Source organism: Acinetobacter sp. YH01019 (assembly GCF_013420285.1).
In the GTDB taxonomy this organism is placed as follows: Bacteria; Pseudomonadota; Gammaproteobacteria; order Pseudomonadales; family Moraxellaceae; genus Acinetobacter; species Acinetobacter gandensis.
In genome coordinates this window covers 130,924-155,934 of the sequence record NZ_VOYM01000001.1, presented here as the reverse complement: position 1 = coordinate 155,934, position 25,011 = coordinate 130,924, and the positions used below count along the sequence as shown (strand labels likewise).

Annotated in this window: 22 protein-coding genes and 1 pseudogene; 13 read left to right on the top strand and 10 right to left on the bottom strand. The window is 41.0% G+C overall.

Going from position 1 to position 25,011, the window contains the following annotated elements; translation table 11 throughout:
- Positions 1-92 precede the first annotated feature (92 nt).
- The 4 genes from FTT84_RS00755 to tusA all read right to left on the bottom strand — a co-directional run bounded on the left by FTT84_RS00755 (position 93) and on the right by tusA (position 4,549).
- A complete protein-coding gene (locus tag FTT84_RS00755; protein ID WP_180056271.1) occupies positions 93-608 on the bottom strand; it encodes a hypothetical protein in 516 nt (171 codons plus the stop codon).
- Positions 605-1,390 (bottom strand): lipase family protein, encoded by a 786-nt coding sequence (locus FTT84_RS00750; RefSeq protein ID WP_180079586.1) that lies wholly within the window; start codon positions 1,388-1,390, stop codon positions 605-607. Before FTT84_RS00750 ends, FTT84_RS00755 begins: the two co-directional genes overlap by 4 nt.
- On the bottom strand, positions 1,390-4,146 hold the full coding sequence (locus FTT84_RS00745) for a type VI secretion system Vgr family protein (RefSeq protein WP_180079584.1): 2,757 nt from the start codon (positions 4,144-4,146) through the stop codon (positions 1,390-1,392). The genes FTT84_RS00750 and FTT84_RS00745 overlap by 1 nt, the downstream gene beginning before the upstream one ends.
- A 148-nt stretch (positions 4,147-4,294) precedes the next feature.
- A complete protein-coding gene (gene tusA / locus FTT84_RS00740; protein ID WP_180079582.1) occupies positions 4,295-4,549 on the bottom strand; it encodes a sulfurtransferase TusA in 255 nt (84 codons plus the stop codon).
- A 234-nt stretch (positions 4,550-4,783) separates the two neighbouring features.
- On the opposite strand from tusA, the gene FTT84_RS00735 reads away from it, so the two are divergent.
- Together FTT84_RS00735 and lnt are read left to right on the top strand one after the other, a co-directional pair.
- On the top strand, positions 4,784-5,623 hold the full coding sequence (locus tag FTT84_RS00735) for an HlyC/CorC family transporter (RefSeq protein WP_067761204.1): 840 nt from the start codon (positions 4,784-4,786) through the stop codon (positions 5,621-5,623).
- The gene (lnt, locus tag FTT84_RS00730; protein ID WP_180079580.1) at positions 5,620-7,179 is read left to right on the top strand and encodes an apolipoprotein N-acyltransferase; all 1,560 of its coding nucleotides are present in this window, start codon (positions 5,620-5,622) and stop codon (positions 7,177-7,179) included. Before FTT84_RS00735 ends, lnt begins: the two co-directional genes overlap by 4 nt.
- Positions 7,180-7,277: 98 nt before the next feature.
- Here lnt and FTT84_RS00725 read toward each other — a convergent pair whose 3' ends face one another.
- The 4 genes from FTT84_RS00725 to gspF all read right to left on the bottom strand — a co-directional run bounded on the left by FTT84_RS00725 (position 7,278) and on the right by gspF (position 10,133).
- Positions 7,278-7,616, bottom strand: coding sequence for a tRNA-binding protein (locus FTT84_RS00725; protein ID WP_180079578.1), 339 nt, complete (start codon positions 7,614-7,616; stop codon positions 7,278-7,280).
- Positions 7,617-7,844: 228 nt separating this feature from the next.
- Complete coding sequence (locus tag FTT84_RS00720; protein WP_067761210.1) at positions 7,845-8,180, bottom strand: hypothetical protein; 336 nt, start codon at positions 8,178-8,180, stop codon at positions 7,845-7,847.
- 283 nt (positions 8,181-8,463) lie between these two features.
- Positions 8,464-8,901 carry a type II secretion system major pseudopilin GspG gene (gspG, locus tag FTT84_RS00715; protein WP_180079576.1) on the bottom strand — a complete coding sequence of 146 codons (438 nt, stop codon included), beginning with the start codon at positions 8,899-8,901 and terminating at the stop codon, positions 8,464-8,466.
- A gap of 26 nt (positions 8,902-8,927) precedes the next feature.
- Positions 8,928-10,133: a type II secretion system inner membrane protein GspF gene (gene gspF / locus FTT84_RS00710; protein WP_067761214.1), complete on the bottom strand. Its 1,206-nt coding sequence runs from the start codon at positions 10,131-10,133 to the stop codon at positions 8,928-8,930.
- A 150-nt stretch (positions 10,134-10,283) separates the two neighbouring features.
- Between gspF and FTT84_RS00705 the strand changes: the two genes are divergently transcribed.
- From FTT84_RS00705 to FTT84_RS18220, 11 genes and pseudogenes are all read left to right on the top strand, one after another.
- Entirely contained in the window at positions 10,284-12,506 is a 2,223-nt protein-coding gene (locus FTT84_RS00705) for a primosomal protein N' (RefSeq protein ID WP_180079574.1), read from the top strand.
- 77 nt (positions 12,507-12,583) lie between these two features.
- Positions 12,584-14,425, top strand: coding sequence for a monovalent cation:proton antiporter-2 (CPA2) family protein (locus tag FTT84_RS00700; RefSeq protein WP_180079572.1), 1,842 nt, complete (start codon positions 12,584-12,586; stop codon positions 14,423-14,425).
- A gap of 50 nt (positions 14,426-14,475) precedes the next feature.
- Positions 14,476-15,351: an Hsp33 family molecular chaperone HslO gene (hslO, locus tag FTT84_RS00695; RefSeq protein WP_180056266.1), complete on the top strand. Its 876-nt coding sequence runs from the start codon at positions 14,476-14,478 to the stop codon at positions 15,349-15,351.
- A 246-nt stretch (positions 15,352-15,597) separates the two neighbouring features.
- Positions 15,598-16,053: a DUF2147 domain-containing protein gene (locus tag FTT84_RS00690; RefSeq protein ID WP_067761811.1), complete on the top strand. Its 456-nt coding sequence runs from the start codon at positions 15,598-15,600 to the stop codon at positions 16,051-16,053.
- 284 nt (positions 16,054-16,337) lie between these two features.
- A complete protein-coding gene (locus FTT84_RS00685; protein WP_180079570.1) occupies positions 16,338-16,799 on the top strand; it encodes a DUF2147 domain-containing protein in 462 nt (153 codons plus the stop codon).
- A gap of 187 nt (positions 16,800-16,986) precedes the next feature.
- Positions 16,987-17,451 carry a DUF2147 domain-containing protein gene (locus FTT84_RS00680; protein WP_180079568.1) on the top strand — a complete coding sequence of 155 codons (465 nt, stop codon included), beginning with the start codon at positions 16,987-16,989 and terminating at the stop codon, positions 17,449-17,451.
- 106 nt (positions 17,452-17,557) lie between these two features.
- Positions 17,558-18,859 (top strand): IS4 family transposase, encoded by a 1,302-nt coding sequence (locus tag FTT84_RS00675; protein ID WP_039891156.1) that lies wholly within the window; start codon positions 17,558-17,560, stop codon positions 18,857-18,859.
- Between the two features lie 132 nt (positions 18,860-18,991).
- Positions 18,992-19,942 (top strand): DnaJ C-terminal domain-containing protein, encoded by a 951-nt coding sequence (locus tag FTT84_RS00670; RefSeq protein ID WP_180079671.1) that lies wholly within the window; start codon positions 18,992-18,994, stop codon positions 19,940-19,942.
- A 10-nt stretch (positions 19,943-19,952) separates the two neighbouring features.
- Positions 19,953-20,291 carry a chaperone modulator CbpM gene (locus tag FTT84_RS00665; protein WP_180079566.1) on the top strand — a complete coding sequence of 113 codons (339 nt, stop codon included), beginning with the start codon at positions 19,953-19,955 and terminating at the stop codon, positions 20,289-20,291.
- Positions 20,292-20,362: 71 nt separating this feature from the next.
- The gene (locus FTT84_RS00660) at positions 20,363-20,626 is read left to right on the top strand and encodes a YdcH family protein (RefSeq protein WP_180056260.1); all 264 of its coding nucleotides are present in this window, start codon (positions 20,363-20,365) and stop codon (positions 20,624-20,626) included.
- Between the two features lie 170 nt (positions 20,627-20,796).
- Positions 20,797-21,246 (top strand): annotated as a pseudogene (locus tag FTT84_RS18220) (DUF2147 domain-containing protein).
- A 43-nt stretch (positions 21,247-21,289) separates the two neighbouring features.
- Here FTT84_RS18220 and FTT84_RS00650 read toward each other — a convergent pair.
- Positions 21,290-22,558 carry a magnesium transporter CorA family protein gene (locus tag FTT84_RS00650; protein WP_180079564.1) on the bottom strand — a complete coding sequence of 423 codons (1,269 nt, stop codon included), beginning with the start codon at positions 22,556-22,558 and terminating at the stop codon, positions 21,290-21,292.
- Positions 22,559-22,651: 93 nt separating this feature from the next.
- Positions 22,652-24,739: a polyribonucleotide nucleotidyltransferase gene (gene pnp / locus FTT84_RS00645; protein ID WP_171256641.1), complete on the bottom strand. Its 2,088-nt coding sequence runs from the start codon at positions 24,737-24,739 to the stop codon at positions 22,652-22,654.
- Between the last annotated feature and the right edge of the window lie 272 nt (positions 24,740-25,011).

The window sequence follows — 25,011 nt, the reverse complement described above, 5'->3', positions numbered from 1 at the left end:
AATAGTTAAATTATAAATAATATTTGAATACCAAAAATTCATAATCTAACAGTAAATATTCTAATTCTAGCTTCTACTCTATAAGAATATGCTTATTCCAATGCATACTCTTCTGCATTTAATATTTGATTCTTATCGATTTTAAATCGATTTGAAATAATTATTTTTGATTTAGTCATTCCACCAAAAACGACTTCACAACTTAAATTTGTTTTTATTCTATTCCTAAAATCTTCAATATTTTTAACACAATGCTCACTATTAGCATCATCTTCCGGACATATTTTCAACAAAAAATCCGATTGAAAAGTATTCTTCTTTCTTTTTTCATCTTTTACTTTTAAATACGCATAAGGTTTGAACTCATTCAACTTGTCACACTCAATACGTGCAAAGTCGAATTGTTCTTTTATCAAAACTTCTTTTAATGAAACTGAACTTATTAAATTTCCTGTAACTGCTAATGCAGGTTTTTCTTCTGAACCGATAATACTGTAGCTTAATTTAAGAGAAGGATTAACAGTAATTTTTCTATCTAAGCTTTGATGATTAGCATTTTGGCAACCCAAAATAAATACAACAAAAGCCAAAATGTATTTTTTTTTCATTTTATTTTCTTCAATTGAGTGAACATCATATCTTCAGCAGACTGGCCCATAAATATTTTTTCTTTCATCATTTCCTTAAATTCAGCATGACTATATTTTGTAGAATAAAAAACATTTGCTCTCTCTCTGGGTTTATCCCTCCACTGCCCTCCTGAATCTGCAACAGCATCGTTACTATCATACGACTTTGGCTCGCATGTTACACTTACCCAATAATTACAATTTGGTGAAGGTTCTCTAAAATAGATTCGAGCACTTACTGGAGTTAATGTACTATACGATAATAAAGTTCCAACAGGATCAATTGTTATAAGTAAATTAACTTTACATATCTTTTTCTTCACTAGTTCAGCTGCTAGGCCAGCTGCGTTCCATCCACCTAAACTATGTCCAATAATATTTACCTGAGTATTCGGGTTTTTTTCTAAGAATTTTTTAATATTGTCAAATGCATCTAATTTTTTCCCTCCAGCTTTCATGCCAGTATATGCTTCCTCATACCCGTAATATTCAATCGTCGCATTTTTAAATTTCTTCTTTTGTGATAAATCAAACTCATCAAAATATTCACCAACAAATCTATTAGGTCCTAAGCCTCTACCTCCTATATTAATAGGCAGATCGTTAGGAGCAAAAGAGTATTTATCAGATGCTCCACCAATAAATGCGGTATAACTATGTGTATATACCACCAGCTGAACAGGAACTACAGGTGGTGTAGGGTTTACATTTCCCATAGTTGTCCTAACTAAGTCAGCATAGGCTTGTTCTTCTAATCCCATCACATCACCACATGTATTTTATATTGTTTATTTAATTCTTCAGTTTCTAACCTAACAAGACCGGATTTATCTAATTTTCCACGTTCAACTTCTTTGTCTGTTTCATCGTAAATAATATATTCCGTACCTGAAGCAAGTTTCTTTCCTTGATGATCCATCACATCAAACCATACGCCATATTTTTGCTTTTCTTTTTCAGGCAAAAATGGAAGCGGCTTATTTACTTTTGCACCCTGTTTAAAATTATGCTGCCCCGCCTTCACTTCAAATTTACCGCTAGTTGTCGGTAATACACCCGCACTACTAATTTCAATCTGACTACCACCCGCAACTAAAACAATTTTTTTGCTCGCTTTGATTTCAACCTTATCTTCAGTCGAAATAATTTGAATACCCTTTCGTGCAATCAAGTCTGCCCCATCACCTTGAGCTTGGATTTCAACTTTGCCTTTGCCTGCATACGCACGTAATCCTTCTTGTGCTGCAAATAGACTGATCTTGCTTTGTGCATGAGCAATTAAGGATTTTTGACTGCTGAGGTTGATGCTCTCGCCTGCACTTTGGCTGATCTGCCCATCTGCTGAAAGATGAATATCTTCCTGACTACTCACAGCAATTGAGTTTGGTGCAGATAAAATCATTAAGGCTTGTTTAAAGGCATCGGCTTTTTCTTTACTGCCTTTTTCGATTTGTCCAAGGAAGTTTTTCAGATTATCCAAGACTTCAAGTGAGTCAGTTTGTTGATTTTTCGCCACTTCACTTAAGGCTTTGCTGCTGTTTAAGTTGGCTTCGATTTGCTCTTTCGCTGTTTGTGCATCGAGGTGCATTGCCGCTGCTTGTTGTTGTGGGTGTGTACTGACAAGGAGTCCTTGTCCTGCACGCACTGCGCCCCATTGGTCGGTTCTCAGTTCAAAGCCTTCGCCTCGTCCTTCACTTTCTGCAGTTTCTTTCGGATGACTGAGGTTACCGAGGTTGAGCTGAGTCGCGCCATGGGTGCTTTGTAATTGCGTAGAAATTTGTCCTGTGCTGTCATCAAAGCGTAGTTGTCCAAAGCCTTCACCTTGGACTTCCTTGCTTTTTATTCCAGCCAGTTTTTTGGTGTCTGGCAGTTTACCTTTACTATCAAATTGCGTCGGACTGCGCTGTGCTTCATGGATGCGCCCCACCACAAATGGTCGGTCAATATTACCGTCAAAGAAATCTATCACCACGATTTCATTAATACGCGGTAAGAAGCGTGCGCCATAACCGTCACCGGCCCATGGGGTAAGCACATCTACCCATGCAGAATCCGTATCATTGTTATTACTGCCTGCACCGCCATCATGGCTGTGGTCATCACCTCGGGTAAATAAGAAGCGAACTTTAATTCGTCCCCATTCATCGACATGGATTTCTTCACCACTTGGCCCAACCACTTTGGCGCGTTGCGGATGGGTACTTGGACGGTGTTCGAGTGGGTTATATGCAGGAACCGTAGGAATATTACGTCGTTGCAGAATTAAGTTATTGGCTTGCCGTTCTGCCTGTTCATGGATCGGTTTAATTTTCCACTGACTTTGTTCAATCAATTGATTGACTTGTTCGGCGAGATCTTTGGGTAAATTATTTTGGTTATAGAATTTCTTTTCGGTAATTAGAAACTCTTTATCTGCGCCAGTGTGTTGATCAATTTCTGGGTGTTCATTCAGTTCAAACCAATAGCCAACTTGAACATCACGCACGGTCGATTGTGCAGCGAATTGCTTGGACTGTAATTCGTTATAGCGTGTTAAGTTCTGATTCAGTTTTTCAATTTGGCTGTTAGATGAAGCGGTAGCTTGATCCTCACCTTTTAAGTCTTGCATCCATGCTGGGCTGACATGCCATGCTTGTTCGAGACTTAAGCTGGCATTGTCATGGCTTTGACTATGCTGATGTTTGCTTTGGACTGAACCAGCACCTTCTTCTTGACTAAGCCCATCAGCTTGCCAGCGTTGCACATGTACCGCAGTCGGTTGAATACTCCGTTCACTGATCAAGCTGGTAATGCTGTCTTGTTTTTCTGTGGCACTAGAGCGATGAAAGCGGATACTACGACGGCTGAGTGCTTGAAATTGGCTATTGTCATCGATCAGGCGAAGTTTTTGTTTTTCAATTGGGGCTGAGGAATGTGGCACTTTCAGCTGCGCTTCATCGATGAGCCAGTTAATGCCTTCACTGCGCCATAGCCGCGTTAAAAAGTCATAGTCTGTTTCATTCGACTGCATAATGAATGGTCGAACATCATAGTTCTCACTTAAACCGCTTAGATCAAGCGTTAGACTTGCAGCAAAGAGCGGGCTTTTGCTTTGCCATTCTTTAAACAGAGTCTCGCTAACATCACGAACTGATTTGTTCATAAACACACGGCTGTTGCGGCGTTTATGCCATAACGACGTTGCGTCTTCTAAACTAAGTTTATACAGCGTGAGTGAACCGTCACTCTGCCCTTGGGTGGCTTCAGTAATAATACCCGTGGTACGAAAGAGTTCGCCCTGATCGGTGACTTGATCAACTGCGACTTGTGCGCCAATAAATTGTTTTAATGGAATAAGGGCATTGGTGGATAGGCAAATCAAAGTCGCTTGCACGCCTTGGTTCAGCACATGCTCCCCATCAATACGTTGAATAAAAATCTCTGCGTTCAAAGCAGGATTGGAAAATTGAACATGAATAGCGCGTTTTTGGGCAGATAAGCCTAACTGATCCAAAATATTAGTAATTGTATTTAGCATAGTAAAAATTAAAAAATTTAATAGTTATTCATGATTATTGCGGCAAAATTATAACAGCCACGAAGCGCATCTAGTCTGCGATTTTTTTAGTCTTATGTAACTGGATCAGCTTGCTCAAGCCACTATAGAACAAGCTGTAGAGTACTCATTATCCTTTTTGCACCAAATAATGAAATTCTTTATTGCCATTTTCGTCAAGATATTCTTCTTGAAGTAAAAGCTCATGTCCTAAATGAATACAAAACTTTGGAATATCCCATGATGTTGAATTATCAGTCGCAAAAACTTCAACAATATCACCTGATTTAGATTTACGAATCGCTTGATGCAACATCATTACAGGTTCAGGACAGCGTAAACCACGCGTATTTAATTGAGTTTTAACTTCACCAAATTCAGACATGTATACAAAACCAAAACTTTATTAGGTCATGATTATAACCGTTTCCATTTATTTTTTCCGATCAAGCTGAGAGGATTTACAACATTCAAAAAATAGTACAACTCAACCTCAATCACATAAATTAAATATGAACGATGGGTAAATAGATTTCACACATTAATAGATAGACAACTGTCTAGACTACGGTATGATAAAATCATAATTTTTAGATAGTAAGAGTCTTCAGGAAAGATCATGCAAGAGGAATCAGGCCCGTCGTGGGGCATGCGCGGCTTACGTAAATGGCTGGGTACTGCACCAGAAACCCGTGACGAACTGTTAAAATTGGTACAAGATTCACGTCGCTTTTTAGAACCCGATACGGTGGCAATGCTTGAAGGTGTACTGGATTTACCAGCAACAAAAATTCGTGAAGTGATGACGCCGCGCACGGCAATGATCAGCTTACAAGAAGATGATCAACTACTCGACATTTTGCACGTCCTCGTAGAATCAGCACATTCTCGTTTTCCCGTGTTCTCTGCAGATCAACCCGACAATGTCGTGGGCATCCTATTAGCCAAAGATTTGTTGCCATTTTTGACCGAACCCACCACCAAAGTGGATATTCGCGCCCTGATGCGCCAACCCTTATTTGTCCCTGAAAGTGCTCGTTCTGACCAAGTTTTACGTATGTTGAAAAATACTCAAACCCATATTGCTGTTGTTATTGATGAATATGGTACAACTTCAGGACTGGTGACTTTAGAAGACATTTTGGAAGAAATTGTCGGTGAAATTGAAGATGAACACGACAAAGTTGATGAAGAAGCCCAATTCATTATTCCTGACGATGATCCACTCAGTGCAAACACATGGTTAGTTCAAGCACTTACACCAATCGAACATTTCAACAATGTTTTAGATGCTGAATTTTCTGATGATGAAGTAGAAACTGTTGGCGGCTTACTGCTTCAAGAAATGGGTCTCGTGAGTGATTTACAAGGTCAAGTGATTGAACTTGAAAATTGGGAATTTACCATTTTGGAAGCAGATGCACGAACTATTCATCTGATCCGAGCTGTCCGTAAATGAGAACCTATTTTGATAAGCTGCTAAACTCATCACAACAAAAAAAACAGCTGCCCATCATCTACCCTTTACTTATTTCTTTATTTTCAGGTGCCATCTTCAGCTTGTCGCTGGCACCTTATCATTATTGGTGGTTGGCAATTCTGTCGCCTGCCCTACTGTATGCTTGCCTCAGTAAACGAACAGCAAAACAGTCCTTTTTCATCGGCTTAGCTTATGGCTTCGGACTGTGGTTTGTCGGTGCTTTTTGGCTTTATACATCCATACATGTCTATGGTGATACCAATTCCATTCTAAGCGTCTTGATGATTGCTATCATGGCCATCATCATGGGTTTATTTACTGCACTACAAACTTGGGTTTATCGCCGTTTTTTCCCTGAAACTCCGCTGACCTTTGCACCACTCTGGGTATTCTTTGAGTGGAGTAAAACTTGGGTCTTTACTGGCTTCCCTTGGCTATTTGCAGGCTATGCTTTTACTGAACGTTTTCTTGATGGCTATGCACCCTTATTCGGGATTTTCGGCGTTTCATTTGTCGTCATCCTTTTAGCCTGCGCATTGGTTGAAATTTTACGTAAACGTATCTTTTGGATTGTGCCTTCTGCCATTGTACTTTTAGGGGCATGGGGTGCAGCACAACTGAAATTTGTGCAACCAAAAGCTGAAAAACCACTCAGCGTATCCTTAATTCAAGGTAACATCCCTCAAGATGAAAAATGGCTCATCGAAAAGCAAACCGACACCTTAATTAAATATGCTTCACTTAGCCGTACAGAATGGGGCCGAGACTTAATCGTTTGGCCTGAATCCTCTATTCCAATGTTCCAAACTGACATTGAACCGTTTTTAGATGCAATGAATATGCAAGCAACTAAAACTGGGACAGCATGGGTGACAGGCATCCCTTATTGGGATTTGGCTGAATCGCAGCAAAATAATCACCCAATGTACTACAACAGTATTTTAGCTACTGGTGATGAAGCTTCTGGTCTATACAAAAAGCAGCGTCTCGTACCTTTTGGTGAATATATTCCCCTCTCTGGTATGTTGAGTTGGGTTTTACCTGCATTGCAAAATGATCCGTCTATGAGTGGATTTTCGCGCGGTGCTAGTGATCAAAAACCATTACAGGTAAAAGGTCATGATTTAGGTACTGCGATCTGCTATGAAGTGGCCTATCCAAACTTAACGCGTCGTAATGCAAGTCAGAGCGATTTCCTCGTTACCATCTCAAATGATGCATGGTTTACTGGAACAGCCAGTCCACATCAACACTTACAAATGGTACAAATGCGCGCCAAAGAAAATGGCCGTTGGTTTATTCGTGCTACCAATACGGGTATTACTGCGTTTATCGATCATAATGGTCATATCGTAAAACGCGCACCAATGGATAAGGATGCGGTGTTACGCGGTGAACTTCCTGCAATGCAAGGTGAGACTCTTTATACCCGCTTAAGTGATTGGCCAGTGCTGATTTTCTCATTACTTTTATTGGTACTTGGCTGGATATACCGTCCACGTAAAGTAGATGTATCTTTCAAATCACGTCGTTAATCATTATGTGAAAGCTTATTTGTTTAATAAGCCATAAATGAATAAAAAAACCGAGCAGATGCTCGGTTTTTTTATTCATTTATTCAAAACTATTGGTTTCAAAGTAATTTCGCACCTAAGGGAACATCTTGATCGGGCACACAAAGCGCCACATGACCATCCATATTATGAAAACCTGTGACTAAACATTCGGACTGAATGGGCCCAATTTGTTTTTTAGGAAAATTAATCACTGCGACCACCAATTTCCCAATCAATTGTTCAGGCTGATATAACTGCGTAATTTGCGCACTGGATTTTTTAATCCCGATAACTTCTCCAAAGTCGACATGCAAAATATATGCAGCTTTACGCGCTTGCTCAAAAACTTCAGCCTGCACAATGCGCCCTACACGAAGCTCAACTTTAAGAAAATCCTGCCAATCTATTGTTTCCATCAGATCCACGCACTGTTTATTATTGTGATGGAACAGTATAAGTGTGAATAAATTCAACGCCATCCATAAGCATAGACAAAGCATCCTTCAATACAGACAAACAGCGGTTCGTCATCGCACCTTTGAAACAAAATATTAAATTAAATAGGGCTTTTAATTGGCATAAAAAAACCAGAGCGATCTCTGGTTTTTAAACGGGTCAATACTTAAGACTGGTGCAACCCTGAATTAAAATTGAGTGACTAAATACGACATCATTGCTGCAAGTGATAACATAGGAATATATCTGTAAATACGAACAATAACTTGTTCAAGCGCAGAGTGGTGCTGTTCATTCAGTGTCGCAACTGTTGCTTTTAGCGCAGACCAAAAACTTAAAGCCAATAAAGAGCTCATGAGACTAATTGCAAAAAAGCCCACCATAATTTGGCTACTGCCCTCTGTGCTTTGCCACAAATGAACAATGCCTTGGCTCAACGGCAATATGCTTAAAATCAAAAGAACAGATTTCAGCATTGACCAATGAAACTGGTTGATTTCATCCGTTAACAATAATGCTTTCATTCTATCCTCCATGGCTAAATAAGTACCATAAGAGATATTATGCGCGGTTTTATTTAAATGAAAAGTCCATATTCCTCCATATTTTACGATAATTGTAATCAATAAAATTGGGAATAATCCTTATTATAAATATCAACTTTAAGTTATTATATTATTTTAATAAAATTCAATAATTTAACATTATAAATATAATTAAGATTTATTATCACTTCACTCAAAATTGAATCAACCAATTAAGTGAAGTGATTAAATCCATAAAACCTGAATCTATAATTATTCTCAATTAATGCTTATAGAAAATATCTGCATCATTATCGGTACCACCGGATTGACCATCTGCACCAAACGAATAAAGATCATATGGGCGACCTTCCGATCCCGGAATCACATATTGAATATCATTATCCCAACTGTCTTTTGGATATTGCCCATTTAAGTATCCATCTGGTAACCAATTTTTTGCCGATTCTGGCTTAGTAATTAAGGCATTTAAACCACCATCTTGCATCGATGGATATTTACCATTATCAATTTTGTATTGCTTAAGTGCACCTGCCACAGTTTTTAGGGTAATCGCAGTGGTATCGACTTTGGCTTTTTCACCACGGCCCATCACATTTGGAACAATCAATGCAGCTAAAACGCCTAAAATGACGATCACCACCATGACTTCAATTAACGTAAAACCTTGTTGCTTCATATTTTTAATCTTCTGCTGCATGTTACATATCTCTGTTTAAGCAAGCTCTAAATCATATTGTTCATGTTTACGATTGGAAGCATCACTGCAATCACAATCACCAAAACAATGCTGGCCATAAACACCAACATCAATGGTTCCAAAAGTGCCAATAAGGTTGAAATCAGGGTTGTGACTTCGCGATCTTGCATGGTGGATGCACGTTCGAGCATACGATCCAATTCGCCTGAACTTTCGCCACTTTTGATCATTTGTACCATCATCGGTGGAAAATAACCACTTCGCTCAAGCTGTGTTGCCAAATTACCACCTTCAGTTACTTTCTCTGCAGCTAAATTGACAGAGTCTCGAATCACCCAGTTATTACTGACGGCTGCACCAATCTTGAGTGCATCGACCAGCGGAACGCCCGACTTGGTTAAAATAGACAACGTACTGGCAAAACGTGCCGCGTTAATCCCTTTCGACAATTTAGAAAATAATGGTAATTTTAAGGTCAGTCGATCAAAGGCATAGTGCCCTGCTGCTGTTCTTAAAAAACGTACCAACAGAAAAATACCCAGCACACTACCCACCAATAAAAATGGCCAGGCCATGCGAATGAAATCGCTGGCTTTCATTAACGCCACGGTAATCCATGGTAAGGTATCTTTGCTTTGATCAAATGTTTTGACAATATCAGGTACAACATAGGTCATGAGACCCATCACAATACCGAAAGACATCAACATTAGAATAATGGGATAGATCATCGCGCCTTGCACTTTCTTTTGCATGGCGAAGCGGTTTTCAGTGTAATCCGCAAGTTGGTCTAAAATTAAATCAAGATGCCCTGAACGTTCGCCTGCGGCAATGGTGGCAATATAAAGATCTGGAAAGCGCCCTGCCTGTTGTAGTGCATTGGCCAATGAATGACCTTCGAGTACTTTCGAACGAACCGACATTAATAAATTTTGCACATGGGCTTTTTCGTTTTGCTTGCCTACAGCACGAATTGCTTCTTCTAAAGGAATTGCAGCTGCTACTAATACAGAAAGTTGACGGGTTAACAACGCCAAATCATAGGCGGTTAGTCCCTTTTGAAACCAACCTTGCTGATGATGTTTGTCTTTTTGCTCAATTGGATCGACAGCAACAGGAATAAGCGACTGATCTCGAAGTTGCTGACGAATTTGTCGTGCAGAATCACCCTCAAGCACACCCTTCTGCTGCTTCCCTGAAGCATCTATGGCGGTAAACTGATATGCAGGCATTGTAATGCTCTAATTTTCCAAAATATCCATCAGCGCAGTTGCGTCTGACCATCAAAATCATTCATATTCTTAGATATAAAATATGAGCTCACTCTAACACAACTCTTTTACGATCTCGACGAAATTTAATCAGGAACTTATCCACATTTTATGTCAAATTCAGCGAACATTTCCCAGCCTATTTACCGTGTCCGTGTTGCTGTTCCGGTTTATCTGTATGACTGTTTTGAATACAGCTTAAGTCAAGAGCAATATCAACAAGCACAGGTTGGTGCACGTGTCGCTGTGTCATTTGGTCGACAAAATTTGACTGGCATTATTGTTGAAAAAATTACACCCGATGCCCCGCTTGATTCCAGCTTTAAACTCAAAGCCATTACAGAATTACTCGATGACCAAGCAATATTAGATGAGAAAGTTTTAAGTTTATTGACATGGTCAGCGCAGTATTACCAGTTTCCAGTTGGTGAGGTGATGCAAAGTGCCTTACCGACGCTGCTGCGCCAAGGCAAACCTTATAACTTATTGGCACGGACATGGAACCTGATTGACCATAATGCTGAAGCCAAAATTAAACGTTCAGAGCGTCAGCAAGAAGCGTATAAAATACTAAAATTACATCCCACAGGCACAGGTGAAAATCTTTTAAATCTGTCAGGTGTGGAAACAGCAACACTCAAAGCCTTAGAGAAAAAAGGCATCTGCGAATGTGTATTAGCAGAACAAGACTTTAGCCCGATGCCGATGAGCATGGCGCAAATGCCACTTACGGCAAACTCTGACCAAAAAAAAGCCATTGATACCGTATTAAAAGCACGTAAAAAATATCAGGCCTTCCTGCTCGATGGCTTAACCGGCAGTGGTAAAACTGAAGTTTATCTACAGATTATGCAAGAGGTACTAAAACAAGGAAAACAGGTATTGGTTTTAGTTCCTGAGATTGGACTTACTCCACAGACGATTAGCCGCTTTCAGTCCCGCTTCCACTGCAATATTGCCTTATTACATTCGGGGCTAAACGATTCAAAACGTATGCAAGCATGGCAAGCCGCACAAACGGGTAAAGCCTCTATTATTTTGGGTACACGTTCAGCCATTTATACGCCGCTGCCAAATCTAGGTTTGATTGTACTCGATGAAGAGCACGACCTTTCCTTTAAACAACAAGAAGGCTTCCGCTACCACGCACGCGATGTTGCTTTGTTCCGTGGGCATTTAGGGCAATGCCCTGTCATTCTAGGCTCTGCTACACCTAGTATTGAATGCTATGCCCTTGCCAAACAAGGCAAGATGACAATTTTGGAACTCAATCAACGTGCAGGCACCGCAGTGATGCCCAAAATGCATATATTAGATTTAAAAGTTGCGCAAAAACAGCATGGCATTAGCCAACTTTTGATTGGTGAAATTCGTAAACGTCTTGAGAAAAAAGAGCAAGTATTGGTGTTTTTAAACCGCCGTGGTTATGCACCTGTACTGATTTGTGAAAGTTGTGCATGGCAAGCCAAATGCCCACATTGCGATGCCAATTTCACGATTCACCGTACGCCTTATCAACATTTACATTGTCATCACTGCGGCACCATTCACCGTATGCCAGATCACTGTCCACAGTGTAATCATCAGGAGCTCAAATCTATTGGGATGGGCACAGCCAAAGTTGAAGAAAGTTTAAATGAGCTATTTTCTGAACATGACGTCATTCGAGTGGATCGTGACTCGACCAGCCGCGTTGGTAGTTGGCAAAAGATTTATGACAAAATTCAAAAAAGTGAACCTGCAATTTTGCTTGGTACGCAAATGCTGGCCAAAGGTCATCATTTCCCTTACGTGACGTTGGTAGCAATTTTAGATATAGACTCAGGTCTACTCAGCGTAGACTTTCGTGCCATAGAACGTACTGCTCAACTGATTGTGCAGGTCACAGGGCGTGCCGGCCGTGGCGAACGTAAAGGCGATGTATTCCTACAAACATTAAGACCCGAGCATCCCTTACTCAACACACTGGTTAACGAGGATTATCGCAAATTTGCACAGGAAACAATGAAAGAACGGGAAATGGCCTTGATGCCCCCATTTCGTTATGCCGCCTTGATTCGCTGTGAGTCCAAAGATCAACAAGTGAATACGGATTTTTTACAGCAACATGCCCAACAGCTACGTCAAGATTCGGACAATATCATCGATATTTGGGGGCCCATTCCTGCACCGATGGAACGCAAAGCTGGACGCTATCAAGCACATATGGTGCTTTTGTCGCAAGACCGTGCGCGCCTACATTATTACTTACGCTATTGGTGGCAAAACCTATTGCATAACAAGCCATCAAACATGAAGCTCAGTTTAGATATAGACCCACAAGAACTGAGCTAAACGAGTACACTGAATAAACATCAGTTCAGTCATACTGAGCTGATAAAAGCTGCTACACATGACCCTAGGACTGGCAAATGTCTCAACTGTTACAGATTACAATTTTCCTTGGCGCCTCCCTACTGCTTGTTCCCTTACTCAAGCGTTTCGGGATCGCCACCGTATTAGGTTATCTGTTTACTGGTATTTTGCTCGGCCCCGATGTATTTAACATAGCAAGTGACCCTGAAGCTATTCAAGAACTGGCCGAATTTGGGGTGATTTTGTTGATGTTCTTGATTGGCTTAGAGCTACGCCCGCAACGCTTGTGGAGTATGCGCAGCGCAATTTTTGGCATGGGCAGTTTACAAGTCGGTATTACCGGTATTGTACTTGCAGTGGTGAGTTTCTTTGCCTTACAGCAAGGTATTGCCGCGAGTGTAGTGATTGGTTTTGCATTAGCACTGTCGTCCACCGCTTTTGTTCTACAAATGCTGAGTGAAAAACAACAACTCAATACCACCTACGGGCAGCAATCATTTTCGATTTTGCTGTTTCAAGATATGGCGGCAATTCCCTTAATTGCTGTAATTCCACTATTGGCAGGCACAGAATCATCCCATCACGGCATCGCCTATTTTGCAGCGATAGTCGCCACCTTTAGTGGCTTGTTTTTGTTTAGCCGTTATCTGATGCGCCCATTCTTTCGCTTTGTGGCTAAAAGTGGCGCACATGAACTGATCACTGCCGTCGGCTTGTTCATTGTTTTGGCTGTGGTCGGTCTGATGGATGTACTTGGCATCAGTACCACACTGGGTGCTTTCCTCACAGGTGTGTTACTTGCGGACTCAGAATTCCGCCACGAACTAGAGGCCAGTATTGCGCCCTTTAAAGGCTTGCTACTCGGTCTATTTTTTATGACCGTTGGTATGACCACTGAATTATCTTTATTTATCGATATGCCTTGGTTGATTATTGGGGGGACGCTGGCTTTACTGCTCATCAAAATGATTTCACTGACTGCCATTGCCCGTTATTTGAAAAATTCATGGCGCAACAGTTTGTTGTTAGCAACATGTTTAGCACAAGGCGGTGAATTTGCTTTTGTCGTGCTGAGCGTGGCAAAAAGTGAAAACGTGATTCAGCAAGCCATTTTGCAGCCCATAACCTTGATCGTGACCTTGTCGATGGTGCTAACGCCAATGCTCTATTGGCTCATGCAATCACAAATTCTGCCGCGTTTTAGCATTAAAACCGTACCTGAATACGATGAAATTCCAGATGAACATAATCCTGTTATCATCGCAGGATTTGGTCGTTTTGGTCAGATCATTGCCCGCGTCGCCCACTTACAGCACCTATCATTTACCGCAATCGACAGTAATCTTGATAAAGTCGATTTTGTACGAAACTATGGCGGACACCTATATTATGGCGATGCCACCCAGCCCGACATTTTGCGTGCTGCCGGAATTGAACATGCCAAGATATTCGTACTTGCCATTGATGATATTGAAGATTCAATGAATGTGGCACGCCATATTCGTCTCAACTATCCGCAGTTAAAACTTTTGGTTCGTGCACGTGACCGTCATCAAGTACATCTGCTACGTGATTTAGGCATTGAACATATTTGGCGTGAAACCTATTTATCATCTTTAGGCATGGCCTATCACATGCTGTGTGATTTAGGGGTCAGTGAAGATGATGCCTATAAGAGTATTGAATTATTCCGTGATTACGATGACAAACTATTAGCCCAGCAACAACAGTTCTATACTGATGAGCAGAAAATTTATGAAACCCATCGTAATGCGTTAGCAGAGCTTGAACATCTATTTGAAAGTGATGCATTGGCTCGTGAACAGCCAACAGGTGTAGATTTGCAGCGTGGCTTACACCGTCACCGAATTGACGTCACAAGAGATGATAATGAATGACTTGTGTTTTACAATATCGTCACCATTAATGCTGGGTTATGGAGAATTTTATGTCTGATTTACGCCAACGCTTTTTTATCGAAGATAGCCCTGTACGTGGTGAAGTGGTTCATCTTGAAGAAACCTTGAATACAATTTTTGCGCAACGTGACTATGCACCTGCGGTTCAAGTTCTTTTAGGTGAAATGCTTTGTGCAACTGCTTTATTGGCAAGTACCCTCAAAATTAAAGGTCGTATTAGCTTGCAAATCCAAGCTGCTGGTACATTTAAATGGGCGATGGCTGAATGTAATCACCTTGGTGAAGTACGTGCCCTTGCAGACTATGAAGAAGATCCTCATTTCCAAGCAGCAGATGACAGCAGTATTGTGCTGAAATCATTGGTAAACCCAGTTTTATTTATTAATATCGAACCTGAATTTGGTGAACGTTATCAAGGGATCGTTCCTTTAGATAAGCCAACACTCGCTGGCTGCCTAATGCAATATTACGATTTGTCTGCGCAGATTCCGACACGTATTGTCTTGGCATGTGACAACACATTAGCTGGCGGTTTATTAATTCAATTGTTACCTCGCAACAGTGAAGAAGAACAACGCCGTGTAGACGAAGACTTATGGCCTCGTCTTACCATGTTGACAGAAACACTAAAAGCGGAAGAATTGACTACCCTGCCAGCCAACGAAATTTTATACCGTTTGTACAATGAAGAAGAAGTTCGTCTGCCTGAAGTTGAAGCATTAAAATTTGGTTGTACTTGTTCGAAGGAGCGCTGTGCCACTGCGCTTGAACAAATTGGTGTCAGTGCTGTACGTGAAACCTTAGAACATCAGAATCCAATTGAAATGGATTGCCAATTCTGTAACACCAAGTACACCTTTACCGCCGAAGAAGCCTTATCTCTGTTTGGTGAACATCTAAGTTAATTCACCTACTCAGTCCAAATAAAAAACACCCTTCGGGGTGTTTTTTTTATTTCACATCTTTATGGACTACAGTGTCATCCATCTAGAAGTTGACCATACATATGCCATTTACTTAAATCATAAAGTGACGAACAGATCTTGATATCTAAATGTATTCTTGTAGAATCGCGCATGAAATTTAGCCACTAAAATCAATACATGCTGAATTTCAAAATTAAAAAAATAGCAAAAAAAATGGACAATAAAATGGATAAGAGAACGATCCCTCTACTTTTCAGTTTAGCACTCTCAAGCACAGTCTCTGTGCAAGCAGCAGATCTAGCTGGAAAATGGAAAACGATTGATGATAAAACGGGCTATGCCCGTGCCGAAGTGCTTATCAGTAAACTCAAAGATGGTAGCTATAGCGGAAAAATCACCAAAGTACATGCGATACCCAACCGCCCCGCAATCAGTCATTGTGAAAAATGCGAAGGTAAATTGAAAAATGCGCCTTTACTTGGTTTACCGATTTTATCGGGCTTCCAACTTAGTGGTAAAAAGGACAACGAATACATCAATGGTAAAGTCATCGACCCACTGTCAGGCCATATGTATCAAGGTAAAGGCCAGCTCAATGCACGTGGTAATGTCCTGACTCTCCGAGGCTACGTCGGTACAACGCTACTTGGACGCACAGTGTCATGGATACGAATTGAATAAGTATTAATTGCATTATTCAGGCTTTCATTGCCGTAACAACTTGAACTCCAGAGCAAGAAGCTACGGCAAACTTAAATCTAAACGCGGTAAATTCCGACTAAATTACTAGTGTGATTAAATTCATATTTTTATAGAAATTAAATAATTAATTAAAACAATTGAGTGAAAAATAAATTAAATTTCTCATAGGATGAGTAGCAATTTTCAAATTATTCAGGCTATATTAATTCCATAATTTTTTTATGCCTTTATATTGTTAGGCATTTCTTTATGGGGTACATCCGATGACATCTCACAAAATTTCCACTCTCCTCTTTGGCCTATGTACAACCTTAAGTTTGAGTACATTTGCGGCAGGTGATCCCTTAGTTGGTACATGGAAAACGATTGATGATCGGACAGGATATTCACTGTCAGATGTCGTGATTCGTAAAGACAAAGACAATCACTACAGTGCAACCATTATCAATACCCGTAACATCCCAGGTGCAACCCACTACGATATCTGTGCTAAATGTAGTGGAGCACAAAAAAATCAGCCACTGATCGGCCTAACCACCATGACAGGACTTACTGCTGATCCAAGCCAAGAAAATAGCTTTGTTGGTGGCGTCATACTCGACCCAAAATCAGGACAACATTATCATGCGCGCGCTCGTTTAATGAGTAATGGTAAGCATCTGGTGATCCATGGTCGCTTAGAAGGCTCATCACTCGGAAGAAATGTCACTTGGGTCAAAAACTAAAATTAATTAAGCCTTCTTATCTGAGGGCTTTTTTAGCAAAATAATTCGAGCAAAAACTCTATATTATTGCAATATTCAACCAAATAATGCCAATTAAATCACACCTATCAATTTGATTTAATATATTTTTATATATAAATTAGGCGACTTACTCTAAAAACATAAAACTGAATTTTCAGGGGATGAAATGAACAAAATATATAAACAGTTTTTAGCAGGTTGTGTTTTTTCTGCTATGTCAGCATTGTCAATTGCTGCTGAAAATGATCCCTTAGTCGGTAAATGGAAAACCGTTGATGATCGTACAGGCTATTCACGTGCAGATGTAGAAATTCGTAAAAAAGCGGATGGTACCTATGAAGGTGTTATTGTGACCACACGCAACGTGCCGGGCACAGATAAAATGGTGATTTGCTCAAACTGCCCTGGTGAATTGAAGAATAAACCATTTATCGGCTTACCTTTTATATGGGACTTTAAACAAGACCCTAAGAATCCGCGTGAATACCAAAATGGTAAAGTACTCGACCCGATTGGCGGTAAAATTTACAAAGGTAAAGCACGACTCAGTACCACCGGTCGTCACTTAACCTTACGTGGATATGTTGGGGTTTCAGTCATTGGTCGTAGTGTGACTTGGATAAAATACTAATTTCAAACAGTATTTTAAAAGGCCCCGCATCGGTAATGCTGATCAGTTAAGACAAAATAGCTGAAATGCGGTAAAAATGAGCGTATCCAGATACGCTCATTTTTTTATGACTTTTTCTCAGAATTTAAGTTCAGCATTTCAGCAGACAGCTCCTTCACTTTCTAATTTTAGCGAATTAATTGATTTAAACTGGATTGAAGACTGTTTAAAACGGACCGGGAAAGCATCGGTCAGAAAAAGAAAACTCCCCGCAGAGCATGCTGTATGGCTAGTTATTGGACTTGCATTGTTCCGCGACCAGCCCATCTGGTATGTTGTTCAGCAGCTGCAGCTGGTTTTTGGCACGGCTGAAAGCTGCGCCCCAAGCGCATCAGTGCAGGCCAGACAGCGCTTGGGTCTGGAGCCTTTAAATGTCCTGTTCAATACACTGAGTCAGACATGGTTTGAAGATTCTCAGCCGCAATATTCCGCCTTTCATGGCCTAAGCATCTGCGCTGTAGATGGAGCCGTCTGGTCCATGCCCCACACAGATGAGAACTTCAGGCACTTCGGTTCTTCCAAAGGCAAAACGATAGCAGCACCTTGGCCGCAAGCCAGAGCGGTTTGCCTGATCAACACCAATACTCATGAAGTGATTGATGCCGGGATTGGAAGTATGGATCAAGGCGAGCTGACTTTAGCGAAGAAATTGAAAGTGCCTGCAAATAGCCTGACTTTATTTGACCGGGCCTACTTCTCTGCTGATTTCTTATCAGGGTGGCAGTCTCGGGAAAACTGCCATTGGCTTATGCGGGCTAAAGACAATCTGCGCTATGAAATTATCAGGAAAAACTCAGCGCATGACTTTCAAATCAGAATGCCTGTTTCTCCAAGAGCGAAGAAACTGAATCCGGATTTAGGTGACTATTGGGAAGCCCGCCTGATTGAAACTGAACAGTCTGGAAGGGTTAGACGATACGTTACATCATTATTAGATTCAAAGGCTTATCCTCTGGAAGAGGTCAGTACGCTGTATGCTCAGCGCTGGGAAATCGAGATGTGCTACCGTGAAATCAAGAGCGACCTGCAAGATGGGATGCATTTAAGAAGCAAGCAGCCTGAATTGGTGTATCAGGAATTATGGGGTGTATTGATTGCTTATAATATTCTTAGAAGGCAAATGAAATTTATGGCTCAACGGGCGAAAGTCAGCCCTTTGCGTATCAGTTTCCATATTGCTTCAATCAGCATTATCAATATATTAAGGCATACTCCGCTGGAATCGGCAGGGAATTTGCCCAAGCATTTAGAGCGTTTGCTGGAACAGTCTAAAATGTTTGTTTTGCCTGAAAGAAGATCAAGGCAATGCCCTAGAGTCGTCAAAATAAAGCCTCAAAAGTACCCAAGAAAATGCCAGTCAATTTCTTAACTGACTGGCATTACCCGCATCGGGGCTTTTTTGTTGTCATGTTTTGAAACAATAAGCTACAAATATGGACTGTTGCAGTTTGATGAACCCTCTTATATTGATTAAAACATGATCAATATTTATACAGAGAGTATGCCTGACAATCACTATCAAACTCTCGGTGTAGCACGTGATGCTTCAGCCGATCAAATTAAGAAAGCCTATCGCAAACTGGCGCGGAAATACCATCCTGATGTCAGTAAAGAAGCGGATGCCGAAGCGCGGATGCAAGCCATTAATGTTGCCTATGACACACTTAGTGATACTGAAAAGAAAAAGCAGTATGACTTTGAGCTTGACCATCCACAGGGTTTCACTGGCAATGCGCAAGGCTTTGATCAATCACAATTTTACCGCCAAGCGGGATCACAGGGGAAAAGTGCTGATTTCAGCGGCTTTGAAGATATTTTTGGGCGCTTTGGCCAAGGCTTTGGTGGCGCAGATTATCAATATCAACGTAATCAACGCCAAGCACAGAGCTTCCGTGGTGAAGATCAACATGCCAGCTTAGAAGTTGATATTGATGTGGCCTATCATGGTGCGAATCAGACCATAACACTTCAAATTCCAAGTTTGAATGCCTATGGCGAACCTGAAGTTCAACGCAAAACCTTGGCTGTTAAAATTCCTGCGGGAATGAAATCGGGCCAACAAATTCGTTTAGCTGGTCAAGGTCAAAGTGGTTATAACGGTGGCGCGTCTGGCGATTTATATATTGAAATCCTCTATAAGCACACTGAAAAACTTCGAGTTGAAGGTTCTGATATTTATCAACAATTGAATATTAGTCCCTGGGAAGCAGCACTTGGGCAAAAAATTGAAATTCAGACACCCGATGAAAAAACACTCGAGCTCCAAATTCCTAAAAATGCACGTGAGGGTCAGCAGCTACGATTAAAAGACAAAGGGATACCAAATAAAACACCTGGTCATCTTTACCTGATCTTAAATATAGTGATACCTCCTGCCCAAACTGAACAACAGCAACAAGCCTATAGCGCATTTGCTGAGGCCTTTCCGTCATTTAACCCAAGACAGTCTTAAGGAGAGCGTTATGACCACCATTCATTATCGTGAAATTGTCTGTGACGGTTGTAAACAGACTGAAATTGTAGATGAGAAAATGAGTTTTGATCTACAGCATTTTGCCTCTGCCTGTGGGCAAAGCCCTGAATGGGTACTCCAACTACTCGAATACGATATTTTGCCCAGCCGTTCCGAAGAACGTATTCATCAATTTTTTGGTGACGATATTTCTAGAGCGCGGCGCGCATACCGGCTACAACGCGACTTCGATGCCAGTTTCACTGCCGTCGCAATGATGTTGGACTTAATTGATGAAGTACAACAATTACGTCGCCAAGTAAAACATCAACAATTTCAAACACACTAAGAAATCACACGAACGCTCTGCATTGCAGGGCGTTCTTCTTTTTTTACCTGCAGAGAGAACTGTCGACCATCATGAAAACAAGAGATTGCAATAAAAAAGTCAAAAACATGTTTCCAGAGTTTCGAGAGTTAGTCACACAATTACGTGATGAAAACCCTCACTTCGCACGAATCTTCGAAGAACATGATGAATTAGATCGTGAGATTATTCAGCTTGAGCTTGATCCTGTGAATCATCACAACAGTGATATTGAGGGTATTAAGCGTAAAAAACTGAAATTAAAAGATGAAATTTATCGTTTACTGAAAAGTAGCGAAAATAATGATATACCTTAAATATTCATGCGCTTAAAGGAGTTCCCAAAATGATGCATGTTTTGCGCGGCACAGGCAATTCTACATGACACGATAATATCAGTACTTACTGAGACTGTTGTCACGATGAATTCACTTGTGCTGCTTGCCAACCTTACTTAATAAGAACAAACATATAAAAGGAAGAATTCATGTCAATACGTCGTATCGTGTTTGGATCATTGCTCTGTGTCAGTGGATTATTACAGGCCAATGATATTACTGGGGTATGGAAAACAATTGATGACCAAACCGGTTATTCTCGGGGTGATGTCACCGTCGTCAAAAATGCAGATGGAACTTATAGTGGTAAGCTAACGGTGATCCGACCGCTACCCTATAAGCCCTTAGTTGACATTTGCGTAAAATGTAAAGGCAAGTAAAAAAACACACCTCTCGTCGGCTTAGAAATTATGCGTGGTTTTAAGCAGGACAGCAAAAACCCATTGGAATATAGCGGCGGCACCGTACTCGACCCCTTATCTGGAAATGTCTATAAAGGTAAGGCCAAACTCAGTAGCACAGGTAAACGTTTATCCATGCGTGGCTATATTGGCGTGTCAGCGCTAGGACGAAGTACGACATGGATTCGCGCAGAATAAAAATGTATTAAGCACTCAATCAAGTCAGCAAGCTGACTAACAATCATTTTATTTTCGTCAGCTTTTCAATTTCTTTCATGGTCTTGACCGTGCCTTTCACTGTTCCCTTCACCGTCTGCTTAATGGGTTCATAGTCCATAAACCAAAATAAATTCATATGTTGATCGCCATGTTGCTGTGCCAACATATCAATCACGCTCTTTTCCCCACGCCCAACCAAATGTCGTCGATAGAAATAATACAGCAGCAATATTGTGGTGATGAGCATGATAGCCAACATCAACCAAAAGCCTGTCGGTGATTTTAAGCCTGGAATAAACTCAAAATTCATTCCATAAATACCTGTCAATAAAGTCAGTGGTGCAAATATGGCGGTAATAATCGCCAGAATCCGCATATTTTCATTGGTTTGGTTGGCCACTGCCGAAAAGTGTAAATCGATTGCAGCCTGAACTGCACTGCGTAAACGTGTGGTATGTTTTTGAATCCGTTCAATATGACTGGACAAATCATCCACGCGTACCAACATAATGTCCTGCTTTTCACTACGTTTTTTACCCTTTAGATGCGGGTAATTATCGACAATTTCATCACGTAATTCTTGTAAAGTCTCGATCTGCTCTTCACACAGATTTTCGACCTGTTGAAAGGCCATATTTTCTTGTAGCAATTGATGCCACTTAGTAAAACATCGATGTCCTTGCAATAGTTCTTGTTGCCAAAATTCTACACGACGCGTGAGTGGCACCCTTAAATCTAAATAACCATCTACCATATTGTTGAGTAATCGCAGCGCCAAATCGAGCGGTGTAGTAGCCAGCTTTCGCGGTTTATTTTGCTCATCTATCGGTCGGGTAATCAACGTTTCAATTCGCTGTAAATAACTCTCAATGGCTTTATTGCCTTTTTCGCGAATGGTAATTAAAACTTGCGGGGTCAGCATAAAACTAATCGGTGTTGTGGCTAAACCAAAAACTCGCTCATGCTTTTCTAGCGCTTGTTCACCAGCAACGATTTGATCATCTGGCGTAATCATTTTGCGAAAAATCAGCAGATCATAGTCATCTAAAGTATCAAAAGCACATGGATGTTCTAAATTTAAAATATCGCGTAAATGGTATTCATTGACGCGTAGTTGGCACTGTTGAAAAATTTCATTTTGCCAAGCTTCTGGTCGATTCACCACATCTTCACGGGTGCAATCAATCCAGATAAATTCTGGCTCTTGATCGGCTTGCTGTTCGCGCTGCGCTTGGTCTTGGACATAAATATGTGAAGCGGTCGGATGCTGAAAAAAATAGTAGCTTTGCATGACTCATTTTTTATTGTGTTTACATTTGCATAATGCCATAAAAAAAGCCCTCAAAAGAGGGCTTTTTTTAGACTTTAAACATCATTCAAAGTATTAAGCTTGTTCGATGTCTTTCATAGTCAATTTAATACGGCCACGGTTATCAACGTCAGCAACCTGAACTTTGATTTCTTGACCTTCAGACAATACGTCTGAAACGTTCGCAATGCGTTCGTTAGAGATTTGAGAGATGTGAAGTAAACCATCAGTACCAGGAAGGATGTTTACAAACGCACCGAATTCTACAATACGAATGACTTTACCAGTGTAGATTGTACCTGGTTCGATTTCAGCAGTAAGCGCTTGGATTTTCGCAACAGCAGCAGAAGCAGCCGCTTTAGTTTCACCAAATACGCGAACTGTACCGTTGTCTTCAATATCAATCGCTGCTTTCGTTTCTTCAGTGATTGCACGGATTGTTGCGCCGCCTTTACCGATTACATCACGGATTTTGTCCGGATTGATGTTAATCACTTGGAATGTAGGTGCGTGCATAGAGATTTCAGGACGAGCGCGTGAAATCACTTGGTTCATTTCGTTCAGGATGTGCATACGACCAGCATACGCTTGGTTCAATGCAGACTCCATGATCTCTTCAGTAATACCTTCGATCTTGATGTCCATTTGAAGCGCAGTAATACCGTTTGCAGAACCTGCTACTTTAAAGTCCATGTCGCCAAGGTGATCTTCGTCACCCAAGATGTCAGAAAGCACTGCGAAACGCTCGCCTTCTTTCACTAGACCCATTGCGATACCCGCAACTGGTGCTTTAAGTGGAACACCTGCATCCATAAGTGATAAAGAAGCACCACATACAGAAGCCATTGAAGATGAACCGTTAGATTCAGTAATGTCAGATACAATACGGATGACATACGGGAAGCGGTCAGCTGCAGGAAGAACAGCTTGAACACCACGACGTGCTAGACGACCGTGACCAATTTCACGACGTTTAGGACCAGATTCACGACCAGTTTCACCTACTGAGTATGCAGGGAAGTTGTAGTGAAGCATGAAGTTATCTGTTTTAGTACCTGCAAGCGTATCAACCATTAACGCATCACGAGTATTACCAAGTGTAGTCGTTACTAATGCTTGAGTTTCACCACGAGTGAACAATGCAGAACCGTGAGCACGGTCTAGAACGCCAACTTGTACGTCGATTGCACGAACAGTTTTTGTATCACGACCATCAATACGTGGTTTACCAGACAAGATGTTGTCACGAACTGTACGGTATTTAAGGTCTTCAAATAATTCGTTTACTTCATCAGCAATGCCAGTTTCGTCATTTTCAGGAACGAATTGAGCCAAAGCTTCTTCTTGAAGTGCATCAAGGGCTGCATAACGATCGTGCTTAACAGCGATAGTGTATGCTTCAGAAATTTTCGCTTCGAATGCTTCTTTTAATTTGCCAAGAAGTTCTTCGTTTTTAACTGGAGCAACCCAAGTTGACTCAACTGCACCAGCAGCTGCAGCAAATTCTTTGATCGCTTGGATCGCGATTTGCATTTCGTCATGACCGAACAATACAGCACCAAGCATTTGGTCTTCTGAAAGTTCTTTCGCTTCAGATTCAACCATCAATACAGCAGATTCTGTACCTGCAACAACAAGGTCAAGATCAGATTCTTTTAACTGTTCGTGGTTAGGGTTAAGGATGTATTCGCCGTTGATCAAACCAACACGCGCGCCACCGATTGGACCACGGAAAGGCGTACCTGCAATCGATAACGCAGCAGATGTACCCAACATTGCAGCAATGTCAGCATCCATCGTTTTGTCAGAAGAAATAACAGTTGCTGTTACTTGGATTTCGTTGAAGTAACCTTCTGGGAACAATGGACGGATTGGGCGGTCAATCAGACGTGAAATTAAAGTTTCAGCTTCAGACGCACGGCCTTCACGCTTACCGTAACCACCTGGAATACGACCTGCTGCATATTGTTTTTCTTGATAGTTAACAGTCAATGGGAAGAAGTCTTGACCTGCTTTTGCTTTTGGTTGAGCAACAACAGCAACGAGGACTTGTACGCCGCCCATAGTAATCACAACTGTGTTTGCTTGACGTGCAACACGGCCAGTTTCTAACACAACATTGTGCTGACCAAACTGGAATTCTTTACGAATAATATTAAACATCGACATGTTTTATTTTTCCTAGTTCTTTTGAACAATTATTCTAGTGGAGACCCCTAAGGTTTGGCATTCACAACATAGTTTTAAATGACAAAGCTTAGAAGCCGACCTCACCAGACAATTAATTACCCAAAAAGAGTAAAATTTGAATTTAAGACACAAAGAAGGAGCGAATCATCGCCCCTTCTCCATTATCCAGCCAAAGCTAGATAGACTTTAGTTTTCAGTAATACAGCACTTAGCATGCAATAATCCGAAAATAAAAGTTTAAATCG